Origin of the sequence: Chryseobacterium salipaludis (assembly GCF_022968825.1) — a bacterium.
GTDB classification, from domain to species: Bacteria; Bacteroidota; Bacteroidia; order Flavobacteriales; family Weeksellaceae; genus Kaistella; species Kaistella salipaludis.
Genome location: NZ_JALHKS010000001.1, coordinates 288955 through 309451, shown reverse-complemented (window position 1 = coordinate 309451; position 20497 = coordinate 288955). Strand labels below are relative to the sequence as shown.

The 20497-nt window shown below is 45.5% G+C and carries 17 protein-coding genes; 11 read left to right on the top strand and 6 right to left on the bottom strand.

Translation table 11 applies throughout. The features are described 5' to 3' along the window. Positions 1–84 precede the first annotated feature (84 nt). From MVI27_RS01385 to MVI27_RS01375, 3 genes are all read left to right on the top strand, one after another. Entirely contained in the window at positions 85–1269 is a 1185-nt protein-coding gene (locus MVI27_RS01385) for an aspartate aminotransferase family protein (RefSeq protein WP_246958896.1), read from the top strand. Between the two features lie 218 nt (positions 1270–1487). Beyond that, positions 1488–1874: an START-like domain-containing protein gene (locus MVI27_RS01380; protein ID WP_246958895.1), complete on the top strand. Its 387-nt coding sequence runs from the start codon at positions 1488–1490 to the stop codon at positions 1872–1874. 77 nt (positions 1875–1951) lie between these two features. Then, the gene (locus MVI27_RS01375; protein WP_246958894.1) at positions 1952–2734 is read left to right on the top strand and encodes an aminotransferase class IV; all 783 of its coding nucleotides are present in this window, start codon (positions 1952–1954) and stop codon (positions 2732–2734) included. A 2-nt stretch (positions 2735–2736) separates the two neighbouring features. On the opposite strand, the gene MVI27_RS01370 is transcribed toward MVI27_RS01375, so the two are convergent. Then, positions 2737–3285, bottom strand: coding sequence for a YqgE/AlgH family protein (locus tag MVI27_RS01370; RefSeq protein ID WP_246958893.1), 549 nt, complete (start codon positions 3283–3285; stop codon positions 2737–2739). A gap of 53 nt (positions 3286–3338) precedes the next feature. Here MVI27_RS01370 and pdxH point away from each other — a divergent pair, with 53 nt between their 5' ends. Next, positions 3339–3983: a pyridoxamine 5'-phosphate oxidase gene (gene pdxH, locus MVI27_RS01365; RefSeq protein WP_246958892.1), complete on the top strand. Its 645-nt coding sequence runs from the start codon at positions 3339–3341 to the stop codon at positions 3981–3983. Between the two features lie 48 nt (positions 3984–4031). Here the strand turns inward: pdxH and MVI27_RS01360 are convergent, their stop codons facing one another. Continuing rightward, positions 4032–4325, bottom strand: coding sequence for an HU family DNA-binding protein (locus MVI27_RS01360; RefSeq protein ID WP_246958891.1), 294 nt, complete (start codon positions 4323–4325; stop codon positions 4032–4034). A 384-nt stretch (positions 4326–4709) separates the two neighbouring features. On the opposite strand from MVI27_RS01360, the gene panD reads away from it, so the two are divergent. Further along, positions 4710–5060, top strand: a complete 351-nt coding sequence (gene panD, locus MVI27_RS01355; protein ID WP_246958890.1) for an aspartate 1-decarboxylase — start codon at positions 4710–4712, stop codon at positions 5058–5060. A gap of 10 nt (positions 5061–5070) precedes the next feature. Then, positions 5071–6099 (top strand): lysylphosphatidylglycerol synthase transmembrane domain-containing protein, encoded by a 1029-nt coding sequence (locus MVI27_RS01350; RefSeq protein ID WP_246958889.1) that lies wholly within the window; start codon positions 5071–5073, stop codon positions 6097–6099. 57 nt (positions 6100–6156) lie between these two features. Here the strand turns inward: MVI27_RS01350 and MVI27_RS01345 are convergent, their stop codons facing one another. Then, complete coding sequence (locus MVI27_RS01345; RefSeq protein WP_246958888.1) at positions 6157–8178, bottom strand: M3 family metallopeptidase; 2022 nt, start codon at positions 8176–8178, stop codon at positions 6157–6159. 212 nt (positions 8179–8390) lie between these two features. Here MVI27_RS01345 and MVI27_RS01340 point away from each other — a divergent pair, with 212 nt between their 5' ends. Genes MVI27_RS01340 through MVI27_RS01325 form a run of 4 tightly spaced genes read left to right on the top strand, consistent with a single transcriptional unit; the run spans position 8391 to position 13662 of the window. Continuing rightward, positions 8391–9455 (top strand): DUF6263 family protein, encoded by a 1065-nt coding sequence (locus MVI27_RS01340; RefSeq protein WP_246958887.1) that lies wholly within the window; start codon positions 8391–8393, stop codon positions 9453–9455. 37 nt (positions 9456–9492) lie between these two features. Next, positions 9493–9708 carry a hypothetical protein gene (locus MVI27_RS01335; protein ID WP_246958886.1) on the top strand — a complete coding sequence of 72 codons (216 nt, stop codon included), beginning with the start codon at positions 9493–9495 and terminating at the stop codon, positions 9706–9708. 52 nt (positions 9709–9760) lie between these two features. Next, on the top strand, positions 9761–12340 hold the full coding sequence (locus tag MVI27_RS01330) for a YfhO family protein (protein WP_246958885.1): 2580 nt from the start codon (positions 9761–9763) through the stop codon (positions 12338–12340). Positions 12341–12360: 20 nt separating this feature from the next. After that, a complete protein-coding gene (locus MVI27_RS01325) occupies positions 12361–13662 on the top strand; it encodes a glycosyltransferase (protein ID WP_246959157.1) in 1302 nt (433 codons plus the stop codon). Positions 13663–13698: 36 nt separating this feature from the next. Here the strand turns inward: MVI27_RS01325 and MVI27_RS01320 are convergent, their stop codons facing one another. Next, complete coding sequence (locus tag MVI27_RS01320; RefSeq protein WP_246958884.1) at positions 13699–14679, bottom strand: PLP-dependent cysteine synthase family protein; 981 nt, start codon at positions 14677–14679, stop codon at positions 13699–13701. A gap of 75 nt (positions 14680–14754) precedes the next feature. Next, positions 14755–15984, bottom strand: coding sequence for an ABC transporter permease (locus MVI27_RS01315; protein WP_246958883.1), 1230 nt, complete (start codon positions 15982–15984; stop codon positions 14755–14757). Between MVI27_RS01315 and MVI27_RS01310 the strand changes: the two genes are divergently transcribed. Beyond that, on the top strand, positions 15959–17185 hold the full coding sequence (locus tag MVI27_RS01310; protein ID WP_246958882.1) for an exo-beta-N-acetylmuramidase NamZ family protein: 1227 nt from the start codon (positions 15959–15961) through the stop codon (positions 17183–17185). The two genes, MVI27_RS01315 and MVI27_RS01310, sit on opposite strands and share 26 nt — an antisense overlap. 1 nt (position 17186) lies before the next feature. Here MVI27_RS01310 and MVI27_RS01305 read toward each other — a convergent pair whose 3' ends face one another. Beyond that, positions 17187–20420 carry a hypothetical protein gene (locus MVI27_RS01305; protein ID WP_246958881.1) on the bottom strand — a complete coding sequence of 1078 codons (3234 nt, stop codon included), beginning with the start codon at positions 20418–20420 and terminating at the stop codon, positions 17187–17189. Between the last annotated feature and the right edge of the window lie 77 nt (positions 20421–20497).

Here is a 20497-nt window from a genome sequence, read left to right as displayed (position 1 = left end):
CTGCATTTTCCTTTCTCTTTTGTAAGTGCCACGGCCAGTTCATTGCAATTTTTTCCGACCTTTGCAGCCAAATAGAATAGCGCAGTGCAAAAAGATTTTTTTACTTATCAGGCTCAAACTACCCGGTTCGCTGCCGGCTTTGAAGTTGAGCGCGCCGAAGGTTCCTATATCTACGGAACCGATGGCAAAAAATACCTGGATTTTGTAGCAGGTGTTTCTGCTAATACCTTGGGACATTCTCATCCTAAAGTAATTAATGCAATTAAAAATCAGGCAGACAAATACCTGCACGTGATGGTCTACGGCGAATATGCGCAGGAAATGCCGGTGCAACTTTGTAAACTGCTGGCCGAAGCCACGCCAGAACCGCTGGAAGTGACGTATCTTGTAAATTCCGGTGCGGAAGCGATTGATGGTGCGCTGAAACTGGCAAAGCGTTACACCGGCCGCGAAGAAATTATTTCGATGAAGCAGTCCTACCACGGGAATACCCACGGTGCTTTGTCAGTATCCGGGAATGAATTGCACAAACGTGAGTTTCGGCCGTTGCTGCCGCTGGTGGATTTTATTGAGTTCAATAATACAGACGAGTTTTCCAAAATCACGGAAAAAACGGCCTGTGTCATTGCTGAAACCATTCAGGGAGCTGCGGGCTTTCTGATGCCGGACCAGGATTATTTTATGAGGCTGAAAAAACGCTGCGAGGAAGTCGGTGCGCTGCTCATTCTGGATGAAATACAGCCGGGCTTCGGCCGGACCGGAAAATTGTTTGCCTTCGAACATTATGGAATGGTGCCCGATATTCTGGTGATGGGCAAAGGAATGGGCGGCGGTGTTCCGGTGGGCGCTTTCATGAGTTCCCGCGAAATCATGGAAACGCTTTCTCATACACCCAAGCTTGGGCATATTACGACCTTTGGCGGCAATCCCCTTATCGCTGCGGCCAGCCTTGCGACGCTAAAAGAAGTATTGCACAGCAATCTGATGGCAGAAACAGCCGCGAAAGAACAGATTTACCGCGAAATGCTGGTACACCCTGCCATTAAGAACGTGAACGGAAAAGGATTGATGCTCGCAGTAAACCTGGGTACACCCGAATTCACACTGGAAGTAGCAAGACGCTGCATGGAAAAAAGACTGATTGTTTTCTGGCAACTGTATCGCAATGAATATCTGCGCCTCTCGCCGCCGCTGACGATTTCTGAGGCGGAAATACGCGAAGGCTGTCAAATTATTCTGGAGGTTCTACAGGAAATGCAACCTGCTTAATTTCAAAAAAAGCCCGGCTTTTCCAAAATAGCCCCGATGGAAGTGGCATCCTCGCGGTGGCGCGGCAGCGCTGCCGGGAGATATAGCGGACAGCGGGACGAACCTGCCACAAAAATACGGCGCTGCCTGCTCCTGAGAATATACGCTTTTTCCGGGAATCTATGGTATATATCAGAAATTAATTTATATATTGCGACACATTAAAAACTAGGAGTAATATGGCGAAAACCAAAGTGCAGTACGAATTCCCAATGCACTGTCAGTCAGAGATTTTGTATGAATACTTGGCGAGTGAGGAGGGACTGTCGGAATGGTTTGCAGATGAGGTTGTGGAAAAGGGTGATGATTTCTTTTTCAGCTGGGGTGGTGGCCCTGCCGAGAAGGCAACGCTGATCCGGTATAAGCCGGAAAGCTTTGTGCGCTTCCGCTGGGAAGAAGATGAAGGCACGAAAAATTATTTTGAAATGACCATCGTGATTGATGATATCACGGAGGATCTGGCGCTGATTGTTGTGGATTTCTGCGATGAAGGTGATGAGGAAGAAAATCGCCTGTACTGGGAAAATCTGATTGAAAACTTAAAAATTAAACTCGGAGCGTCGTAAGCGCGCTGCTGATCAATTTATAAATGAACGCCCGGCGTTCATTTTTTGTACCTGTTTAGTTTCTTATACTTCTTTTTATGAATACTGTTTTGTCTGCAGCCTCCACTTCTTTACTTCAGTACGGCCCGGTAGTTCGTGTTGCATTCTATTTCCAACAGCAGCAATTAATTATGGCAGAGGAATGCTATTTCTACCTTATGGCATCCATGCGCAAAATGAGAATGCCCATTCCGTTGTCTTATACGCTCGAATATTTTACGGAGCTGATCACTGCTGCGGTTTCTGCGCAGAAGTTGGAAAGTGGTATTGTGGATTTATATGCGTTCGTTGAACCATCGTCAAAACAAACCGAGTTACATATTAATATTTCTTCAACACAATCTGTATTAGGTTTAAAATCTCCGGTGGAAATTGATGTGTTGCGCGAAATTTCTGTAAATACACATATTCTAAGCCAGATCCACACGCCTTGTCCGGAGAATCACTACGCCGCGGTGTATGCAGCGGAAAATGAACTGGATGATGTCATTTTGCTGAACCCGCACAAGAGAATTGCACGTTGCGGCACAGGAAATCTGTTGCTTTTAAATGAAGATACCATCCGGATCCCGACGCAAACAGAAGGTGCTTATATTTCTCCGCTGATGGAAAACTTCGTGACCTGGCTGAATAAGAAGGAACGAATCACCATCGAAGAAGCAGAGATCAACGGATTTGAAACCCAGAAAGCCGAGGAGCTTCTTTTGATATCAGACGCATCCGGCCTGCATCCGGTGCAGAAAATCAGAAACAAAAGTTTTGGATACAGCCGTTTTGAGCAGTGGGCAGCAGACTGGACCAATAGTTTTCTGTTGGGATAATATCAGTTCATCGACACGTCAGTCGGAGCATTGGCCCAAAGCAGGAATTCACCGCCGAGATTCTGCATAATATTTTTCCAGAGACTCTGGTCGTTAGGAGAGGTGTAATCCAGGTTATACACATCCACCGGTGTCCACATTTTCTGTTGGATTTCGCGGTCAAGCTGCTGGCTACCCCAGCCGCTGTAACCGGAAAATATCTTTACATCACTGATGGGCAGGCGAAGTTCAATAAGTGCTGAAACCACATTTTCCACATCTTCGGTCAGGTAGTAATCGTCTGAGATTTCGGTATAGGTGTCGGTCACCTGTTCTCCTTTACAGATAAAAAATATTTTATCGTTTTCCACCGGGCCGCCCTCGTACACCGGCATCTGGAAGCCAAAAATGTCGAGCAGTTTGTTGCTCATTTCATCATTCTTTTTATTCAGGATAAGGCCGAAAGCGCCGTCATCATTGTGGGCGATAATCAGTACCACGGAGCGTGAAAAAATGTCGCCGCCGAGGTCGGGAGTGGATATTAAAATTTTACCTTTGTAAGAGTAACTCATGTGTAAATAACCTTTGAATAAAGCAAACGTAAATCAAAATTAATAAAAATTATATGGAAAACCTGCACGATAAAAGAAAATCTTACGAGCGCGGAGAACTTTTGGAGAGCATGGTCCGCGACAATCCGATGGAGCAGTTCCGCAATTGGTTTATGCAAGCAGAGGAGCATCCGCAGATTGCTGAAGCCAATGCCGTGGCTCTTTGTACCGTGGAGCCGGACGGGTATCCGCGCAGCCGCATGGTTTTGCTGAAGAGTTATGACTGGCAGGGATTTGTCTTCTATACAAATTATGAAAGCCGGAAAGGAAAAGCTATTGAGGCACATCCGCAAATCTGCCTGCATTTTTTCTGGCCCATGCTGGAGCGGCAGGTAATCATCCGCGCTCGCGCGGAGCGGCTGGCCGAAAACCTAAGTGATGGTTATTTCCACGCGAGACCGAAAGGAAGTCAGCTCGGCGCAGTTGTTTCGCCGCAAAGCCAGGAAATTCCTGACCGCGAGTTCCTGGAAAACCGTTTGCATGAGCTGGAGTCCGCTTACAGCGACAAAGAGATTCCGCGGCCCGGTAATTGGGGCGGTTATCTGGCAAAACCGGACGAAATTGAATTCTGGCAGGGCAGGCCCAACCGTTTGCACGACCGGATTATCTATCGTCTGGAGAACGGACTCGACTGGAAAATCAGCCGCCTCGCACCATAAAAAAAATCCCGGCCTGGAGCCGGGATTATTCTTTTCTGCAGAGCAAAATTATTTCTTCTTGCTGCCACCCATTACAGAGTCAGACAGTTCTGCGCCCGGCTTAAATTTAGCTACTTTCTTGGCAGCGATTTTAATAGGTTGCTTGGTTGCAGGGTTGATTCCCTGACGTGCAGCTCTTTCAGACACGGAGAATGTTCCGAAACCTACCAATGACACTTTGCCATCTGCTTCTTTCAACGTTTCAGTTACATTGGAAATAAACGATTCCAAAGCAGCTTTTGCTTGTACTTTAGAAATATTGGCATCTTTTGCCATTGCATCAATTAATTCCGACTTGTTCATAGTAAATGGTATTTAGGTTAGTTTGATTCTATAGCAAATATAAAACATTTTTCATATTGCACAAATCTTTTGCAATTTTCTGACCAAACATCAATAATTAGGGAATTTTAACCAAAACCTTCAAAATCAGCACGCTGCCATTCTATGGCGTTTGCGGTGGGGGCAGTTTCCGGTAAAGCAATAGGGAACGGCCTTTTAATCAAACGGCTGTTTTAATTTCGAAATTACGAATAATACAAAATATAATTACTCGTTTCCCATAATTTTTTAATTTTATAAAAGCTGGTAAATCAACACTTTATAATTAATGAGCGACTGTGTTAATTTCCGTTTCAATTTCAATATTGTCTCCGGGCTTTTATTAAAAATAAGTAAATTTGCGCCATGTTACTTGAAGTATTCAAATCCAAGATTCACCGCGTACGCGTAACGGAATCAGACCTTAATTATATTGGCAGCATCACCATTGATGAAGATTTGCTGGAAGCCGCCGGTATTTTTGTGGGCGAAAGGGTCTATATCGTAAACGTCAATAATGGGGAACGGTTCGATACCTATGCCATCAAAGGCAAGCGTGGCTCCGGTGAAGTGTGCCTGAACGGGCCTGCCGCGAGGCGCGTACAGAAAGATGATATCATCATTATCATTGCCTATGCGCATATGACGCCGGAAGAAGCACAAACTTTCCAGCCTAAAATTATCTTCCCGGATGAACGAACCAATCTGCTTACGTAAATAAAATATCTTGGAAGAAAAACCGAAGAAGTCCGCGCTTAAAACAGCTGTAACCATTGTTATTTCCCTGGCAATCGCAGCCGTGTTTATGTGGTGGGCGCTGAAGGGAATTGAGTTTTCCCGCATTGCCGGTTATTTTGCAAAGGCCAATTATTTCTGGGTTTTGCTGGCGGCGGCCTTTGGAATCGCCGCATACTGGTTCCGCGCGGTTCGCTGGAATTTGCTTCTGCAGCCGATGGGTTATACGGTGAAAACGTCTAACGCTTTTTGGACACTGTCGTTCGGTTATCTGATGAATCTTACCATTCCGCGCAGTGGCGAAGTGGCACGTGCCACGGCCTTGTACAGTGTAGAAGATGTTCCGGTCGACAAATCTTTCGGAACGATTATCCTGGAGCGTGTAATTGATTTGCTCTGTATGGTAGTCTTTCTCATTCTGACCTTGATCTTCAAATACGACGCATTTATTGCTTTTTATAAATATATAACGCAGCAGAAAACTGATACACAAAGCACAGGTAATCGCTGGCTTCTGATCGCCGGCGCGCTGACCGTGGTAATCATTATATTTTTTGTACTGCGTAAGAAGCTGCAGCAGTTACCGCTGTATCAGAAAATAGTCGGTTTTTTGCGCGGAATCGGTGATGGTTTGATGTCCGTTTTCCGTATGAAAGAAAAAAAGAAATTTATTTTTTATACGGCTGGCATCTGGGTTTCCTATTATCTGGCAGCCTATCTGGTTTGTTTTGCGTTGCCGGAAACTTCCGGCTTCACCTGGGCCGATGGCTTTTTCATTATCGTGGTGGGAACCATGGGCATGATGGTACCGGCCTCCGGCGGCATTGGCGCGTATCACCTGGCCCTGAAGTTCGGGATTATGGCGCTGTTTCTGTCCTTGGGTTTGGACCCGGAAGAGGGAGGCGAAGTCGGTTTATCTTATGGTTTTATTTCACATACCATGCAGTTGGTAATTATGCTGGTCATGGGCGTTATCGCTATACCGGTGCTGGCGCGGGAACGCAGCCGTAAACGTTCTTAAAATTACTTCTATATAGTAAAAAGCCGCACCTTTTGAAAAGTAGTGCGGCTTTGTTTTTTAATTTAGATTAAAAGCTCTTTTGAGCAGGCTTTCCACCTGCGGCTCACGACCGCGGAAATCGCGGTATAGTTGCATCGGGTCTTGGGTGCCGCCGAGTGACAGCATTTTTTTATAACGCGCGGCGATATCTTCGTTGAAGATCCCATTGTCTTTAAAAAACTGGAAAGCATCTGCATCCAGTACCTCGGCCCACTTGTAGGAATAATATCCTGCGGAATATCCGCCCTGGAAAATATGCGAAAAGCTGGTGCTCATCACCGTTTCCGGATTGCTCGGGTAGAGGTGGGTCGCTTTGGTTTCTTCCGTTTCAAAGGTTTGAATATCGCCAACTTTTTCCGGCTGGGTATGATAGGCCATATCCAGGATTCCAAAACCAATTTGCCGTAAGGTTTGGTAGCCTTCCATAAAATTTTTGGAGGCAGCAATTTTCTCGATTTTCTCCATGGGCAATACTTCACCTGTTTGGTAATGGTGCGCAAAAGTTTGCAGGAATTCCGGTTCATAGCAATAATTTTCCAGGAACTGAGAAGGTAATTCCACAAAATCCCATTTCACCGAAGTGCCTGATAAATTGGGATACACCGTATCGGCCAGTACGCCGTGGAGCGCATGCCCGAACTCATGGAAAAGCGTGGTTACTTCCTGAAAGGTGAGCAGGCTGGGCGTATCTGCCGACGGGCGCGAAAAATTGCAGACCACTGAGATGTGAGGACGGTAATTTTCGCCGTCTTTTCGATATTGGCTTCGGAAACTGGTCATCCAGGCACCGGCGCGTTTGCCCTTGCGCGGGAAATAATCGGCGTACAGCAGAGCCTTGTAACGGCCGTCTTCATAAATTTCATAGGTGCGCACTTCCGGATGATATTTATCCACGTCCGATGTTTCGCGGAACTCCAGGTTAAACAGTTTGCCGGCAAGGGTAAACACGGCTGCCTGCACTTTTTCCAGCGGGAAGAAAGGTTTCAGTTCTTCATCATCAATATCAAATTTCACTCGGCGCAGCTTTTCAGCATAATAGGCGTGGTCATAACTGTGCATTTCTTCAATGCCGTCTTCTGCAGCCAGCTTTTTCAGTTCATCTGTTTCCTGAATTGCGAACGGTTTTGCTTTTTCCAGCAGTTCGTTCAGAAATGAGGTAACCTCTGCTGGAGATTTAGCCATCCTTTCTTCCAGCACAAAATCAGCATAACTGTCGTAGCCCAGCAATTTTGCTTTTTCCTGTTTTAATAGAATGAGGTCACGAATCAGGCCCTGATTATCATAACTGTTGTTCTGAAAACCTTTTTTTCCATTGGCTAGAGCGAGTTCGCGGCGAAGTTCGCGGTTGCGTGCATAAGTAATCAGCGGCACATAACTCGGGTAATGCAAAGTAATCACATACCCTTCGAGGCCGCGCTCTTTCGCTTCTGCGCGGTATTGTTCCAGAACCGCTTCCGGAATACCTTCGAGCTCGGAAACATCAGTAATATGCTTAAAATAGTCATTTGTTTCTGCCAGTACATTTTGCCCAAACTGTAAGGATTTGCGGGAGAGTTCCATGCTGATTTCCTTGAACCGGGCTTTATCTTCTTTATTCAGCAAAGCACCGCTTCTTACAAACCCTTTGTACGTTTCAAGCAATAAAGTATTCTGCTCTTCCGTAAGTTTCGCACGGTCGCATTCTTCATATACTTTTTTAATTTTTTCAAAAAGCTTTTCGTTCTGGGAAATTTTCGCGGAAAATTCGGTAAGCATCGGCGAAACTTCCTGCGCAATTTGCTGGATGGTATCGTTGGTTTCGGCTGAATTTAAATTAAAGAACAGGGATGAAACAATTTCGAGCTGTTGTCCGGAATAGGCCATGGCTTCAATTACATTAGCGAAATCCGGTGCGGCAGGATTATTCACTATTTGTTCGATTTCCTGCTCTGCTTCAGATATAAGTTCTTTAAAAGCAGGTACAAAATTTTCTTCTTTAATGGCTGAAAAAGGAGCGGACGCATAAGCCGTTTCAAATGGGCGGAGCAAAATATTATTCATAAAAATAAGGTCAGGATTTGTTAAAAAGCAAATTTAACTAAAATTTAATGCTTTCCCTCTGAGTCCGTTTCCAGGCGCCCCTCCTGAAAAAGCATTTCTCGGCAAGCGTTAAAATAAACACAAGTTTTAAAACAGCTTAAATAATTAGTTTAAATTTGTGCTTCGTAGAATTTTCCGGTACAGCCCGGATGCAATTGCTGAAAACTATTTTAATGAAAAAAGTATCCGTACTGGCAGTTTTGGTTCTTACTTTAACTGCCTGTAAGAAAGAAACAAAAACGATAACCAAAACAGATCCGGCCACAGGCGAAACCATTACGGTGGAAGTTCCGGCCGACAGTGCCACTGCATCGAATACAAATGATGCCACGATCGTAAGCGGTCAGCCGGCAGTGTACGCAGAGAATGGAGTGTACAAACAAAGTTTTAAGCTTGAAAAAGGCCAGACCTATCCGCTGATAACGCATCAAAAGGATGTGCAGACACTCACCGGTCCGGACGGAAAAGCACAGAGCGGCACCAGCGAAATGACCGATGAAATGTCTTTCACCGTAAATGATTTTAAAGACGGCGTTTATGATATTTCTGTCAATCTGCTGGGCAAGCGAAACAGCCAGACGGCCAACGGGCAGACGGTGACTGTGGATACGAAGCAGGCGGCACCAAAAGATGAGCAGCTGAAGATGATGTGGAATGTGAATAAGGCATTGATCGGTAATTCCTTAAACATGAAAATGAAACAGAACGGTGAGGTGGTTTCAATCACAGGTTTTGACCCGATTTATACCAAAGTAACCGCGGCGGTCGGAACCGTGCTCAAAGACGCCAAGGAAAAAAATGCATTTGCAGGCAGCTTTAAACAAAGCTTTAATGAAAAAATGCTGAAAGATCAGTTTGCTAAAAACCTGGTCCTTCTGCCGGCGAAAGGAGTGAAGAAAGGTGAGAGCTGGACTGAAAGCGAAAATGCCACGCCTGATGGCAAGATAAAACTGACGACAAAATACACGCTGAAAAGCGCAGGTGATGGTACGGCCGAGATTACCGTTGCGGGTGGTATTCCGAAAAAATCAGATAAAAACACACAGGAAGGCATTACCAGAACAATGAGTTCTGAGCTTTCTCAAAACGGAAATATTGTACTGGATGAAGCGACCGGCTGGGTGAAAAATCAAAACGTGACCGTAAAGACAACACAGTCAGAAACCCTGTCCGACGGAAAACAAAGCCAGACCATGAAATCTGTGTCCAACTCCACCGTGTCGGTGAAAGGCAAATAAAGTGTGCAGTTGCTGTTATTTTTTTGATTAATATTTTATGAAATACGTTTTAGAACTGATTCTAACCACGGTCATTGTGTTCTTCGTCTGGAATATCCTGAAGCGGCTTTTTGTGAACAGCATTTTCCGCTATACGCGCCCGCCGCGACGGGAGCAGCCGGCAACTTCGCAGAAGAAAAAAGATTCAAAGTCAAAAATTCACTGGGATGCTGAAACCGTGGATTACGAGGAAATAGACGAAACTAAAAAGTAATAATAAATCCTCTGGCTGTTGCCGGAGGGTTTTTGTGATTATATCCGCAACCATGAAAAAAAATAAAAACCTGATTTTCGCAGCCGCAAGCCTTGTTGTTTTTGTGCTCATCGCGGTGCTTTATGCACATCCGGTGCTCACAGGAAAGCAGTTGTTTCAGCACGATATTGTACAATATAAAGGCGGAGCCAAAGAATTGCTGGATTACCGCGCCGAACACGGAAAAGAAACCTACTGGAGCGACTCCATGTTTGGCGGAATGCCTACCTATCAGATGGGCGCACAGTTCCGCGGCGACCTGATACGCAATATTGACGGTTGGCTGAATTTCCTGCCAAAACCGGCGAATTACATCTTTCTGCTGTTTGCAGGTTTTTATCTTTTAGGCTGGGTTGCCGTCCGCAACTGGAAATTTGCCTTGCTGGGTGCGTCGTTCTTCGGGCTGTCAACCTATTTTTATATCGCGCTGGCGGCCGGGCACAATGGCAAAATCCATACGGTGGCGTACTTTGCGCCGCTGCTTGCCGGAATTTTGCTGGTGTATATTCGCCGGAATTATGTGGCTGGGTTTATTGTAACCGCTTTGTTTATGGGTTTGCAGATATCATCAAACCACCCGCAGATGACGTACTACCTGTTTCTGGCACTGGCATTCCTGTTCCTGTCAGAACTTGTGCGCGCGATTCGGGTGACGCGTGACTGGAAACACTTCGGGCTGAGCAGCGGCATTCTGGCTGTGGCGATGGTTCTCGGCGTCGGGATGAATTCCCAGCGTTTGATGGCCAACTCTGAATATGTGGGCGAAACGGTGCGCGGAAAGCAGATCCTGACCAATGAGCGTCACGATGGCGGGAAAGCAGGTATGGATAAAGAAAGTATGCTGATGTGGAGCTACGGAAAACTGGAAACCTTAAATCTGTTTATTCCACGGCTGATGGGCGGAGCCAGCAATGAAAAAGGCTCCGACGAAATGATGGCGCAGGTTCAGCAACTGGTGCAGGAAAATGCCAGCTCGCAGGAAGAAGTGAACCGAATTGCGCAGGGGTTCAGTTCGTTAACGTACTGGGGCGAACAACCCGGAACTTCGGGGCCGGCGTATCAGGGCGCAGTCGTTTGTTTTCTGGCAGTGCTCGGATTCTTCCTGGGTTGGAAGAAATACAGATACTGGATTCTGGGAGCTTCTGTTTTGACGATATTACTGGCATGGGGAAGCAACTTCATGATCGTTTCGGATCTGTTTATTGATTTTGTTCCTTTTTACAATAAATTCCGTGCACCAAGTTCGATTCTGGTGGTGGTGGAATTATTGTTCCCGCTGATTGCGATTATTGGCTTATACCGGTATTTTAATTCCGGAAAAAACAGTTCAGGAAACAATACAGATCTGGCGAATGAACCGCTGCTTACAGCTGATGTTAAGGAGAAAACCTTAATAAGAGTTACCGCTGCTGTCCTCGGGATTACGGTCCTGCTCTTAATTTTCGGCAAAAGTATTCTTGGATTTCACACGGCTCAGGAAAAAACTTATCTGCCGCCTTACCTGCTTGAGTATTTGGTTGGGGAGCGATACAGCATGTTTGCCGCAGATGCCGTAAAAGCCATTCTCTTCGTGCTGGCCGTTGCGGGTTCCTTATGGTTATTTATAAAAGATAAAATTTCGCAGAACGTTGCGCTGATTATTATCGGTCTGGTAAGTTTTGTCGATTTATGGTCCGTGGATCACCGTTATTTAAATTCAGATAATTTTATTGATAAAACCTTTACAGAAAATCCGTTTCAAACGGAGACCAGCGATTTGCTCTTTCAGAAAGTGGGGGACAATTCAAATTTAATGGGACTGCTCAGCAACGTGAACGTCAATAAAACACTGGAAGAAATTGCAGAAAAAGACCAGAGTCATTACCGGATTTATAACCAGACACTTGGCACATTCAGCGAAACTAATACTTCCTATTTTAAGTCATCAGTGGGCGGCTATCACGCAGTAAAGCTGCGTCGCTATGACGATTTGATTGATCATTACTTTTCCAGGATGGATACGGTGAAGGTGCCGCGCATTTTGAATATGCTGAACACAAAGTATATGATTTTCGGCAGTGCCCAGGAACCGCAGGCAGTAGCGAACCCGACGGCAAACGGAAATGCCTGGTTCGTATCTGAAGTAGTCATGGCAGAAAATCCAAATCAGGAGATCGATCTTATCGGAGAAATGGATACGCGCAAGACCGCAATCATAGGTAAAGACGATGCAGCATACTTTAAAGGCAAAAAGATGCAAAGCGATTCCACGGCGTATCTGGAGCTCAAATCGTACGAACCCAATCATTTGACTTTCAGTTCTGTGTCGGCTACGCCGCAGCTGGCTGTTTTCTCAGAGATATACTATCCGCACGGCTGGAAAATGCTCATCGACGGTTCCGAAGTACCTTATATAAAAGCCAATTACCTGCTTCGTGCCGTACATGTGCCGGCAGGAAAACATACAGTAGAAATGATTTTCGCGCCTAAAGTAATTGAGACCGGCAAAACCGTTTCATTGATTGCGTTTGCGTTATTTATACTGCTTTCGCTGGCTGGTTTATTCCTGCTTTATCGTAATTATAAAGCGAGGATTGCACCGGAAAAGGCATAATTTAAATCACAACACTCATCATTAAAAAAGATAAAAAAATACTGATTGTTTCCTACTACTGGCCACCAGCGGGCGGACCGGGCGTACAGCGATGGCTGAAATTTGTGAAATACCTGCCGGACTTCGGTTGGAAACCGGCTGTTTTTATTCCGGAAAATCCAAGTTATCCGCTTACGGATGAAACGCTTTGTTCAGAAGTTCCTGCGGACTTAGAGGTGATCAAAAGTCCAATCTGGGAACCCTATCAGTTGGCAGAACTCTTTGGAAAACAAAATAAGAAGTTCAAAGCCGGCCAGTTTGATGTAGGTAAAAAACAATCCTGGAAGTCAAAAATTTCCATCTGGATCCGCGGTAATTTTTTTATTCCGGATGCCCGCGTGTTTTGGGTACGGCCATCCGTTAAAAAACTAAAGAAATATCTCGCTGAACATCCCGTGGAGGTGCTCGTGACCACCGGTCCGCCGCATTCCATGCATCTGATCGGACTACAGTTAAAAAAAGATTTTCCCGACCTGCGCTGGGTGGCAGACTTCCGTGATCCCTGGACGGAGATTTCCTATTATAAACATTTAAAGCTCACCGCCGCCGCCGACCGTAAACACCGCCGGCTGGAAAAGCAGGTCTTTCAAAAAGCGGATTTGACGCTCGCCACCAGTTATAGCGATGCGGAAAACTTCCGAAACCTCGGCGCAAATGCGTATTGCATCACCAATGGTTTTGACGGCAGTCCTTATAAAAAAGGAAAGGAGGCGCATTCAGAAAAGTTTACCATTTGTTATGCCGGCGTGTTGGAGCAGCTGCGCAATCCCGAAATATTATGGTCGGAGCTGCAGCAACTAGCTGATCAGAACTTAGCTTTCAAAGAAGATTTAAAAATTGTTTTTGCCGGTCGGGCAGATGAGCATATCCTCCATGATTTGAAAAACAGTTCTTTGTCGGATTCTGTTGAAACACCGGGCTATCTTCCGCATCAGCAGGCTAATGAGCAAATGCGAAAGGCAGATTTACTTTTATTAACCAACTTCACGCAACCAACGTCCAGAGGAATTATTCCAGGAAAACTGTTCGAGTATCTGGCTTCCGGAACAGAGATTATTTCCTTTGGCCCGGCCGAAAGCGATGTCGCACGCATTCTCCTGGAAACGAAAGCCGGCCGTCATTTTTCTTATACCGAGGAGCAAGAGGTTTCAGCCTTCATTCTGCAGCAGTATGAGCGGTGGAAGCGGAGAGAAGAACTGAAAGAAAAGCGGCATATCGATCAGTTTACGAGAAAGAACCTGACCGGAAAGCTTGCTGAACTGCTGAATACTTTAGCTTCATAAAAAAACCGGCTGCGTGGTGCAACCGGCTTCTGTTGTCTAGAGCCAACCCATTTCCTTCATCCAGTCATCGTTATAGACTTTGGCCACGTAGCGGGAACCGTGATCGTGCAGCAATACGACAATAATGTCATCTTTGGTGAACTGGTCTTTCATCTGAACTAAAGCAGCAATAGCACTTCCGGCGGAATACCCGCAGAAGATGCCTTCTTCTTTGGCCAGTTTGCGCGCATAAACCGCACCGTCTTTGTCGGTCACTTTTTCAAAATGGTCAATGACTGCCATATCGTAGTTTTCGGGGATAATATCTTCACCGATACCTTCCGTGATGTAGGAATAGGCATTCGCTGGAATAAATTCACCTGTTTCGTGATATTCTTTCAGAATGGAGCCATAGGTATCCACCCCGATGATCTTGATATTTTCATTTTTTTCTTTAAAGAAACGACCGCAGCCGGTCACTGTTCCGCCTGTGCCGGCACCGGCAACAAAATGCGTAAGCTTGCCCTCAGTCTGCGCCCAGATTTCGGGAGCCGTTGATTCATAATGCGCCAGGCGGTTGGAGAGGTTGTCGTACTGGTTTACGTACCAGGAATTTTCGGTTTCTTCGGCCAGGCGTCGGGAAACGCTGTAGTAAGACTGCGGATCATCAGGCGTTACATCCGTTGGGCACACAATCACTTCGGCACCCACCGCACGCAGAATATCGCACTTTTCTTTTGATTGTTTGGAGTTGGTCACAAAAATACATTTGTATCCTTTCACGATGGCTGCCAGTGCCAGGCCCATCCCGGTATTGCCGGATGTTCCCTCGATAATGGTTCCGCCCGGTTTCAGCCGTCCGTCTTTCTCTGCATCTTCCACCATTTTAACCGCCATTCTGTCTTTCACGGAATTGCCGGGATTGAAGGTTTCTACCTTTGCCAGCACCAAGGCCGGAAAGTCGTCTCCCAGGACTTTATTTAATTTAACCAAAGGGGTGTTCCCAATGGTTTCCAATATATTTTCAGCGTAATTCATTCTGATTATTTTTATGAAAATTGCAATGCTCTATTACGCGCATTTTAGTGTTGCAAAGGTAAGGAATTTTAAACTTTAATTATATTTAATAGCCTTCACCGGAGAGATTTTACTGATGAGATAACTCGGTAAAATAAGGGAAATTGCGGACACAAGTAAAATTCCCGCCGAGATACAAATAATGTGCAGGAAGTTAATTTCAACCGGTACGACACTCAGATAATAGTTTTCGGGATTTAAAGTAATCAGCCCAAAATATTTCTGAATAAATAAAAAGCTCAGCCCGATCAAATTACCAATCACCAGGCCGGGCACCATGATCAGCAAAGTGTAGTTAATGAAAATGGTGCGGATCTGTGCATTGGTCGCGCCCAGTGTTTTGAGCATTCCGATGGAATTGGTGCGCTCGATGATCAGGATCAGCAGCAGCATAATGATATTAATAATGACGACCACAAGCATTATGCTGATAATCAACATAATATTGGTATCGAAGATCGCAATGAAATCCATGATTTGCGGATATTCATCAGTTGCTTTTACGGTGTAATTTTTATAACCCGCTAGCCGGTCGATGTCCGGCGCGTATTCATCAATATCGTCGATGTTTTTCATGAAAACATCCAGACCGCCCAGTTGCTGGTTGGTCATTCCCTGAATTTTCCGTGCGTGGTTGATATCGCCGATGATATACAGGTCATCGATCATCTTGATCTCCGTTTTATAAATCCCTTTCACTTCAAAGTTCCGATAAAGCGGACTTTGGTTCTCCTTGGAGAAAATGGCGACAATGCTGTCCATTACTTTTAAATGAAGATCAGCGGCAATCTTTTCTGAAATAATAATTCCGTTGTTATACCCTTTTTCCTGATAGTTTGGGATTTCACCGGCGACCAGAAATTTTTTAAATCTTGCGGCATCGAAATCTTTTCCGATGCCTTTCAGAATGATTCCTGCAAAATTATGTTCATTCCGTAAGATCCCGCTTACCGACGCATATTTCTGAGTGGCGGCCACACCGCTAAGATTTTTGATTTGCTGCAGCTTCAGCTCAGAGGTGTCGAGCACCGAGGAATTATAAGAGTTGTTGGATTGCTTTGATTTAATGGAAATGTGTCCCGAAAAATCAGCCATTCTTTCTTTGATTGCTCTTTTGGAACCGAGGCCTGTGGAAACTGTAATCAGCGAAACCACCACGCCCAAAGCCACCGACAGGCGACCGATAAACACAATCACCCGTGAGAGGTTATTTTTGTTATCTTTGGAAAAAGCAATCTTTTTGGAAAAATACAGCGGAAAATTCAACGGCAGATGTTTAACAGCCAAAATTAAAGATTTACTTCTGATTCTGCTAATTTATTTTGGCGCCGCACTTCACATGCAGGCGCAGCAGACCGGAAAAAACTGTTTTCAGAAGGGCGCTGACCGTCCTGCTTTATACTTGCCGCTGCTGGCCGGGAAAAAGGTGGGCATAGTTACCAATCACACCGGCGTGATGCAGGATAAGCAGCACGTGGTGGACTTCCTTCTTAAAAACGGAATAAGCGTTACCAGGATTTTTGCGCCCGAGCACGGTTTCAGAGGAGAAGCTGATGCCGGCGAGCAAATCCGAAACGGGCGGGACACTGCTACCGGCCTTCCCATTATTTCGCTTTATGGTAAAAACAAAAAACCTTCGCGCGACCAGGTAGAAGATCTGGATGTGATCCTGTTTGATATTCAGGATGTAGGGGTGCGATTTTATACCTACATTTCCACACTAGCGTATGTGATGGAAGCTGCCGCGGAAAATCAGGTGGCCGTGATCGTACTGGATCGCCCGAATCCGCATGACGGATATACCGATGGTCCTGTCCTGCAGTCGGGTTTCGAAAGTTTTGTGGGCATGCATCCGGTGCCGGTTGTTTATGGACTAACCATTGGAGAATATGGAAAAATGGTCAATGGCGAAAAATGGCTGGCCAATGGAATCCAGGCAGACTACACCGTAATTCCCATGCTGAATTATCATAAAACACAGCGCTATCCGATTGACGAAAAACCCTCGCCGAATCTGCCGAATGCCCAATCAATAGTGCTCTACCCAAGTCTTTGTTTTTTTGAAGGAACACAGGTTTCCGTCGGCCGCGGTACAGCACTGCCGTTTCAGGTATATGGTTCACCCTGGACCAAATCATTGCCGTACACCTTCACACCGAGGCCTACTGCGGGAGCAAAAGATCCTTTTCTGAACGGTAAATTGTGTTATGGTGAAAATCTCTCAGCCCCTGCCCGCGATTTGCGACAGCTGGAGTTGCAGTGGTTATTAAAAGCGTATCAGGCTTATAACAATCCGTCGCAAAGTTTTTTCCTGAAAAACCTTTTTTTCGATAAACTAGCGGGCACCGATGAACTCAGAAAGCAAATCATCAGTGGCAAATCCGAAAATGAAATCAGAAAATCATGGCAAAAAGGACTGGCTGATTTTGAACGCATTCGCCAGAGGTATGTGATCTATCCGGATTAATTTAAAAAACAGCCTTCACCTGCATGGAGCCGATGTGGATGGTGCGCTCGCCACTGTTTCTGCCTTCATAATTTACATTTAACTGCAGGAATGAATTGATGCTTTGCTGCAGGAAAAGCGACCAGACCTGGTTTTTTCCGGCCTTCAGTCCGTCGAGCATTTGGTTCCCGACGATCGAGAAACTATTGCCGGTAAAGTCGTGGTTAATAAAAGAAAAGTTTCCACGAAGCGAGGTCTTTCTGCGTTCCCACTGAAGTGTGCCAGTGAGTTCATAGGTTTTTAAATTTTCGGGGCCGTCCTGCCTGTTTTTATGTCTTACTGCGGCAGACGCTTCTGCCTGTATATGCTCCGACAGTTGATAAGTTGCTTTCGGGCGGCTTTCCAGAGACTGTATTAAGAAGTTTCGGCTGTCAAACAGTTGCGAAGTGTTCCCTGTGTCCTGCAGGCTGTTCTGCCAGTCGATTTTTAAACTTCTGCCAAACCAGTATCCGATATTTACAAAGTGCGAAGATTGCCGGCGTTCCTCATTACTGTAGTTTGCATTGATTAAATTATCTGTCGCCACAAACCGGTACCCTCCGTTCCAGCCGGAAACATCGGTGTTATGGAACTGAACCGCAGCCAGCAGTGACTGATTTTTAAGCAACTGTGCCGCGTTTTTCTCAAAAGGATTCCAGGCTACCGCATCATTTTCTTTTAAATAAGAATTTTGCGAGTTCACCGAAAGGTTCAGGTTCCATCGTTTCAAAAAGCGGTTTTCTGAGTTAAATATAAAAGAAGGCTGCACGTACAAGGCAAGTTCCAGCTTGTTTTTATTGGAGGGAACATAGGTAATCGTGTTGGTGTAAATGCGGATATATTGTGCAAGGTCGGCGTACTCTGCGATTTCGAACTCATCCAGTTGCTGAATGCCGTCGCCGTTGTAGTCGGTCCATTTATAAACTCCCTGTCCGTCGGTAACTTTAATGTACTGAAATTCCCGGCGCGCTTCCTGTCCGTTTCCTAATTCATAAAAAGCCTGCAGCCGTAGTCCGTTATTCAGAAATTGCTGGCTGTAGGAGATATTGCCGATGATATAATCGCGGTTATATAAAGCTGAGGGTGAATTTTCTTTGTTAAAAAATTTGCGGTAGTGCAGCAGCACTCCCAGCTGTGTCCGCTCTGTCTTAATCAGCTGGCTTTCTGCTTTGATTCCCAGCACCTGATTCAGGGTAATCAACTGATCATTCCGCGCTGAATCATTTTCACGCAGATAGATTTTTGCCAGCAATTTGGTTCTTGCTGAATCGGCTATTTTGTTTTGAAGGAAAATTTCTTTCCAGCGGAAACTCTCCGCATCGAGCAAACCTGTTGAAACCAGTTTTCTGCTGTTTTCTTCGAACCCGCCACCCGAACTCCAGACGCCCGTTCGCGATATATAGGAAACGGAAGTGTTGCCTCGTGCATAATGAGTTTTTAATTCTTTGCCATCAGTTTTTAAATAAGAGGCGGCACCTTCGGCGCTCCATTTATTTCGTGTCCACCCGAAAGCAAGTTCGTTTTTCAGCCCTTTATAAAAGTTCTTTTCTGTAAGATAATTTAAAGTATAATTCAGGAAGCCGGCCTGCTGCCAGGAATTTTTAAAATCAAAAATTAGCCGATCCTGCCGGATGTTATTAAATTCTTCTTGAAGGTTGAAGTCGCGCGCAAACTCAGTGTCATTAATCCGGTCCAGTACATAAAAACGGTCACTCAGATGCTGGTATTCAAAACGCGGTGTTCCCTGCCAACTCCCTTTATGAAAGGTTTTGTACCCAAAAATACGCGCGGCATAGCCCAGGTTTTCTTCCGCATCCAGAGAAGAAAATAAATTGCGGTCATGGTTGCTTAAGGATACATCGCCGCCGACTGCCCCTTCGTTCAGTTGCAGAACAGCATTGGCCGAATAGACATGGGTTTTCTCCGGTGCCGGTAATTTCCGGACCGCGCGGTAACTTCCCATCCCGCTGCCGACATATTCGAAAACGCGACCGTTGGCAATGCTTTGCTTTAAAATATAATCCCCGTTATTTGCCCCAAACTGGGTAAAGGCGACCTGGTACAGTGTTTTTGATTCGTCGGTGGAGTAGCGGTAATATGTTTCCGAAACATCAGTGACGAGTTCGTAGAGGATTTTATTGACATCGTATTCTGTAACCGTTCCGGAGGGTGCATACATCTTATCCGAATTGTTACCGGCCGCCGCAAGTATCTGCTGATCCTCTTTAGAAAGGTTCAGGGCGAGCGGCGCATTTTTGCTGTCATTTTCCACGAACCAGTTAAAACCGGCCTGAAATTTTTCGCGTTTATGACTGATGTTTCCGGTAACCAGAAAACGGGTGTAATTGCGGTTGGTGTAATTATATGAAATCGTAATAAAATTCTGCCGGAAAATTGGCCGGAAGCTGGTGAAGGTAATCTCGCCGGTATTGTAATTAATAACATAATCCTGGTCCTCGCCGCGCTTCATTAAAATCCCGTCGATATATACCTGTTCCGAACCGGAAAGAACGGTTATGAATTGTTCACCGTTTTTCCCGCGCAACCGATACGGTCCCTGGTTGCCTTCCACGGCCTCGAAACGGATTCGTAAAAACTCACTTCGGGCAATTCCTGCGGAAACATTGAATGCGGTGGTGTGCTCATTCCCAAAAAGGGTAGAATATTGCAAACCCATGCTTCTGCGCTGGTAACGGGCGAAATGGGCGGTGTTATCATTAAGTTCGAGATGTCCGCCTTGCAAAACAGAGCAATCGCGGATATTGAGCTGTAAATAAATGCGGTCGAATTCCTCCAGGGTTTGGGTATAACCGTCGGCCTGGATGGGCAAATTATGATCGGAAACTGAAGCCAGAATCGTAACGTCATTTGAAAGCCGCCCGGTTATCTGCAGATCCATCGAACTTTGCACGCTTTGGCCCTGATTATTTCCAAAGGTAATCCCGCGGATAATCGAACCTTTTGAATTAAGCTGAGCTAAAGCCTGCTTACCGGGAACGGTTACCCGCACCCCTTCATCCAGGGCGGGCTGCGGCGTCAGTTGAATATAATCCAGCGTATCCCTGGTAAAAACATCATGATTTAGTTTTTGGGCAATTACCGAATCTGCCGAAATACTGTCTTTTCGAAAATTGGGATTATCCCAACGAAAGATCTGTGCATGGAAAAAGCTCGATGCAAAGAGACATAAAACCAGTGCCGGAAAGGTAATTTTCAAGCAGGAAAATTTTGGGCTGTAAATGTAACGAAAAGAGGCGCGGGAAAGTATTAAGTTTCATTAATGGACAGTGTGTA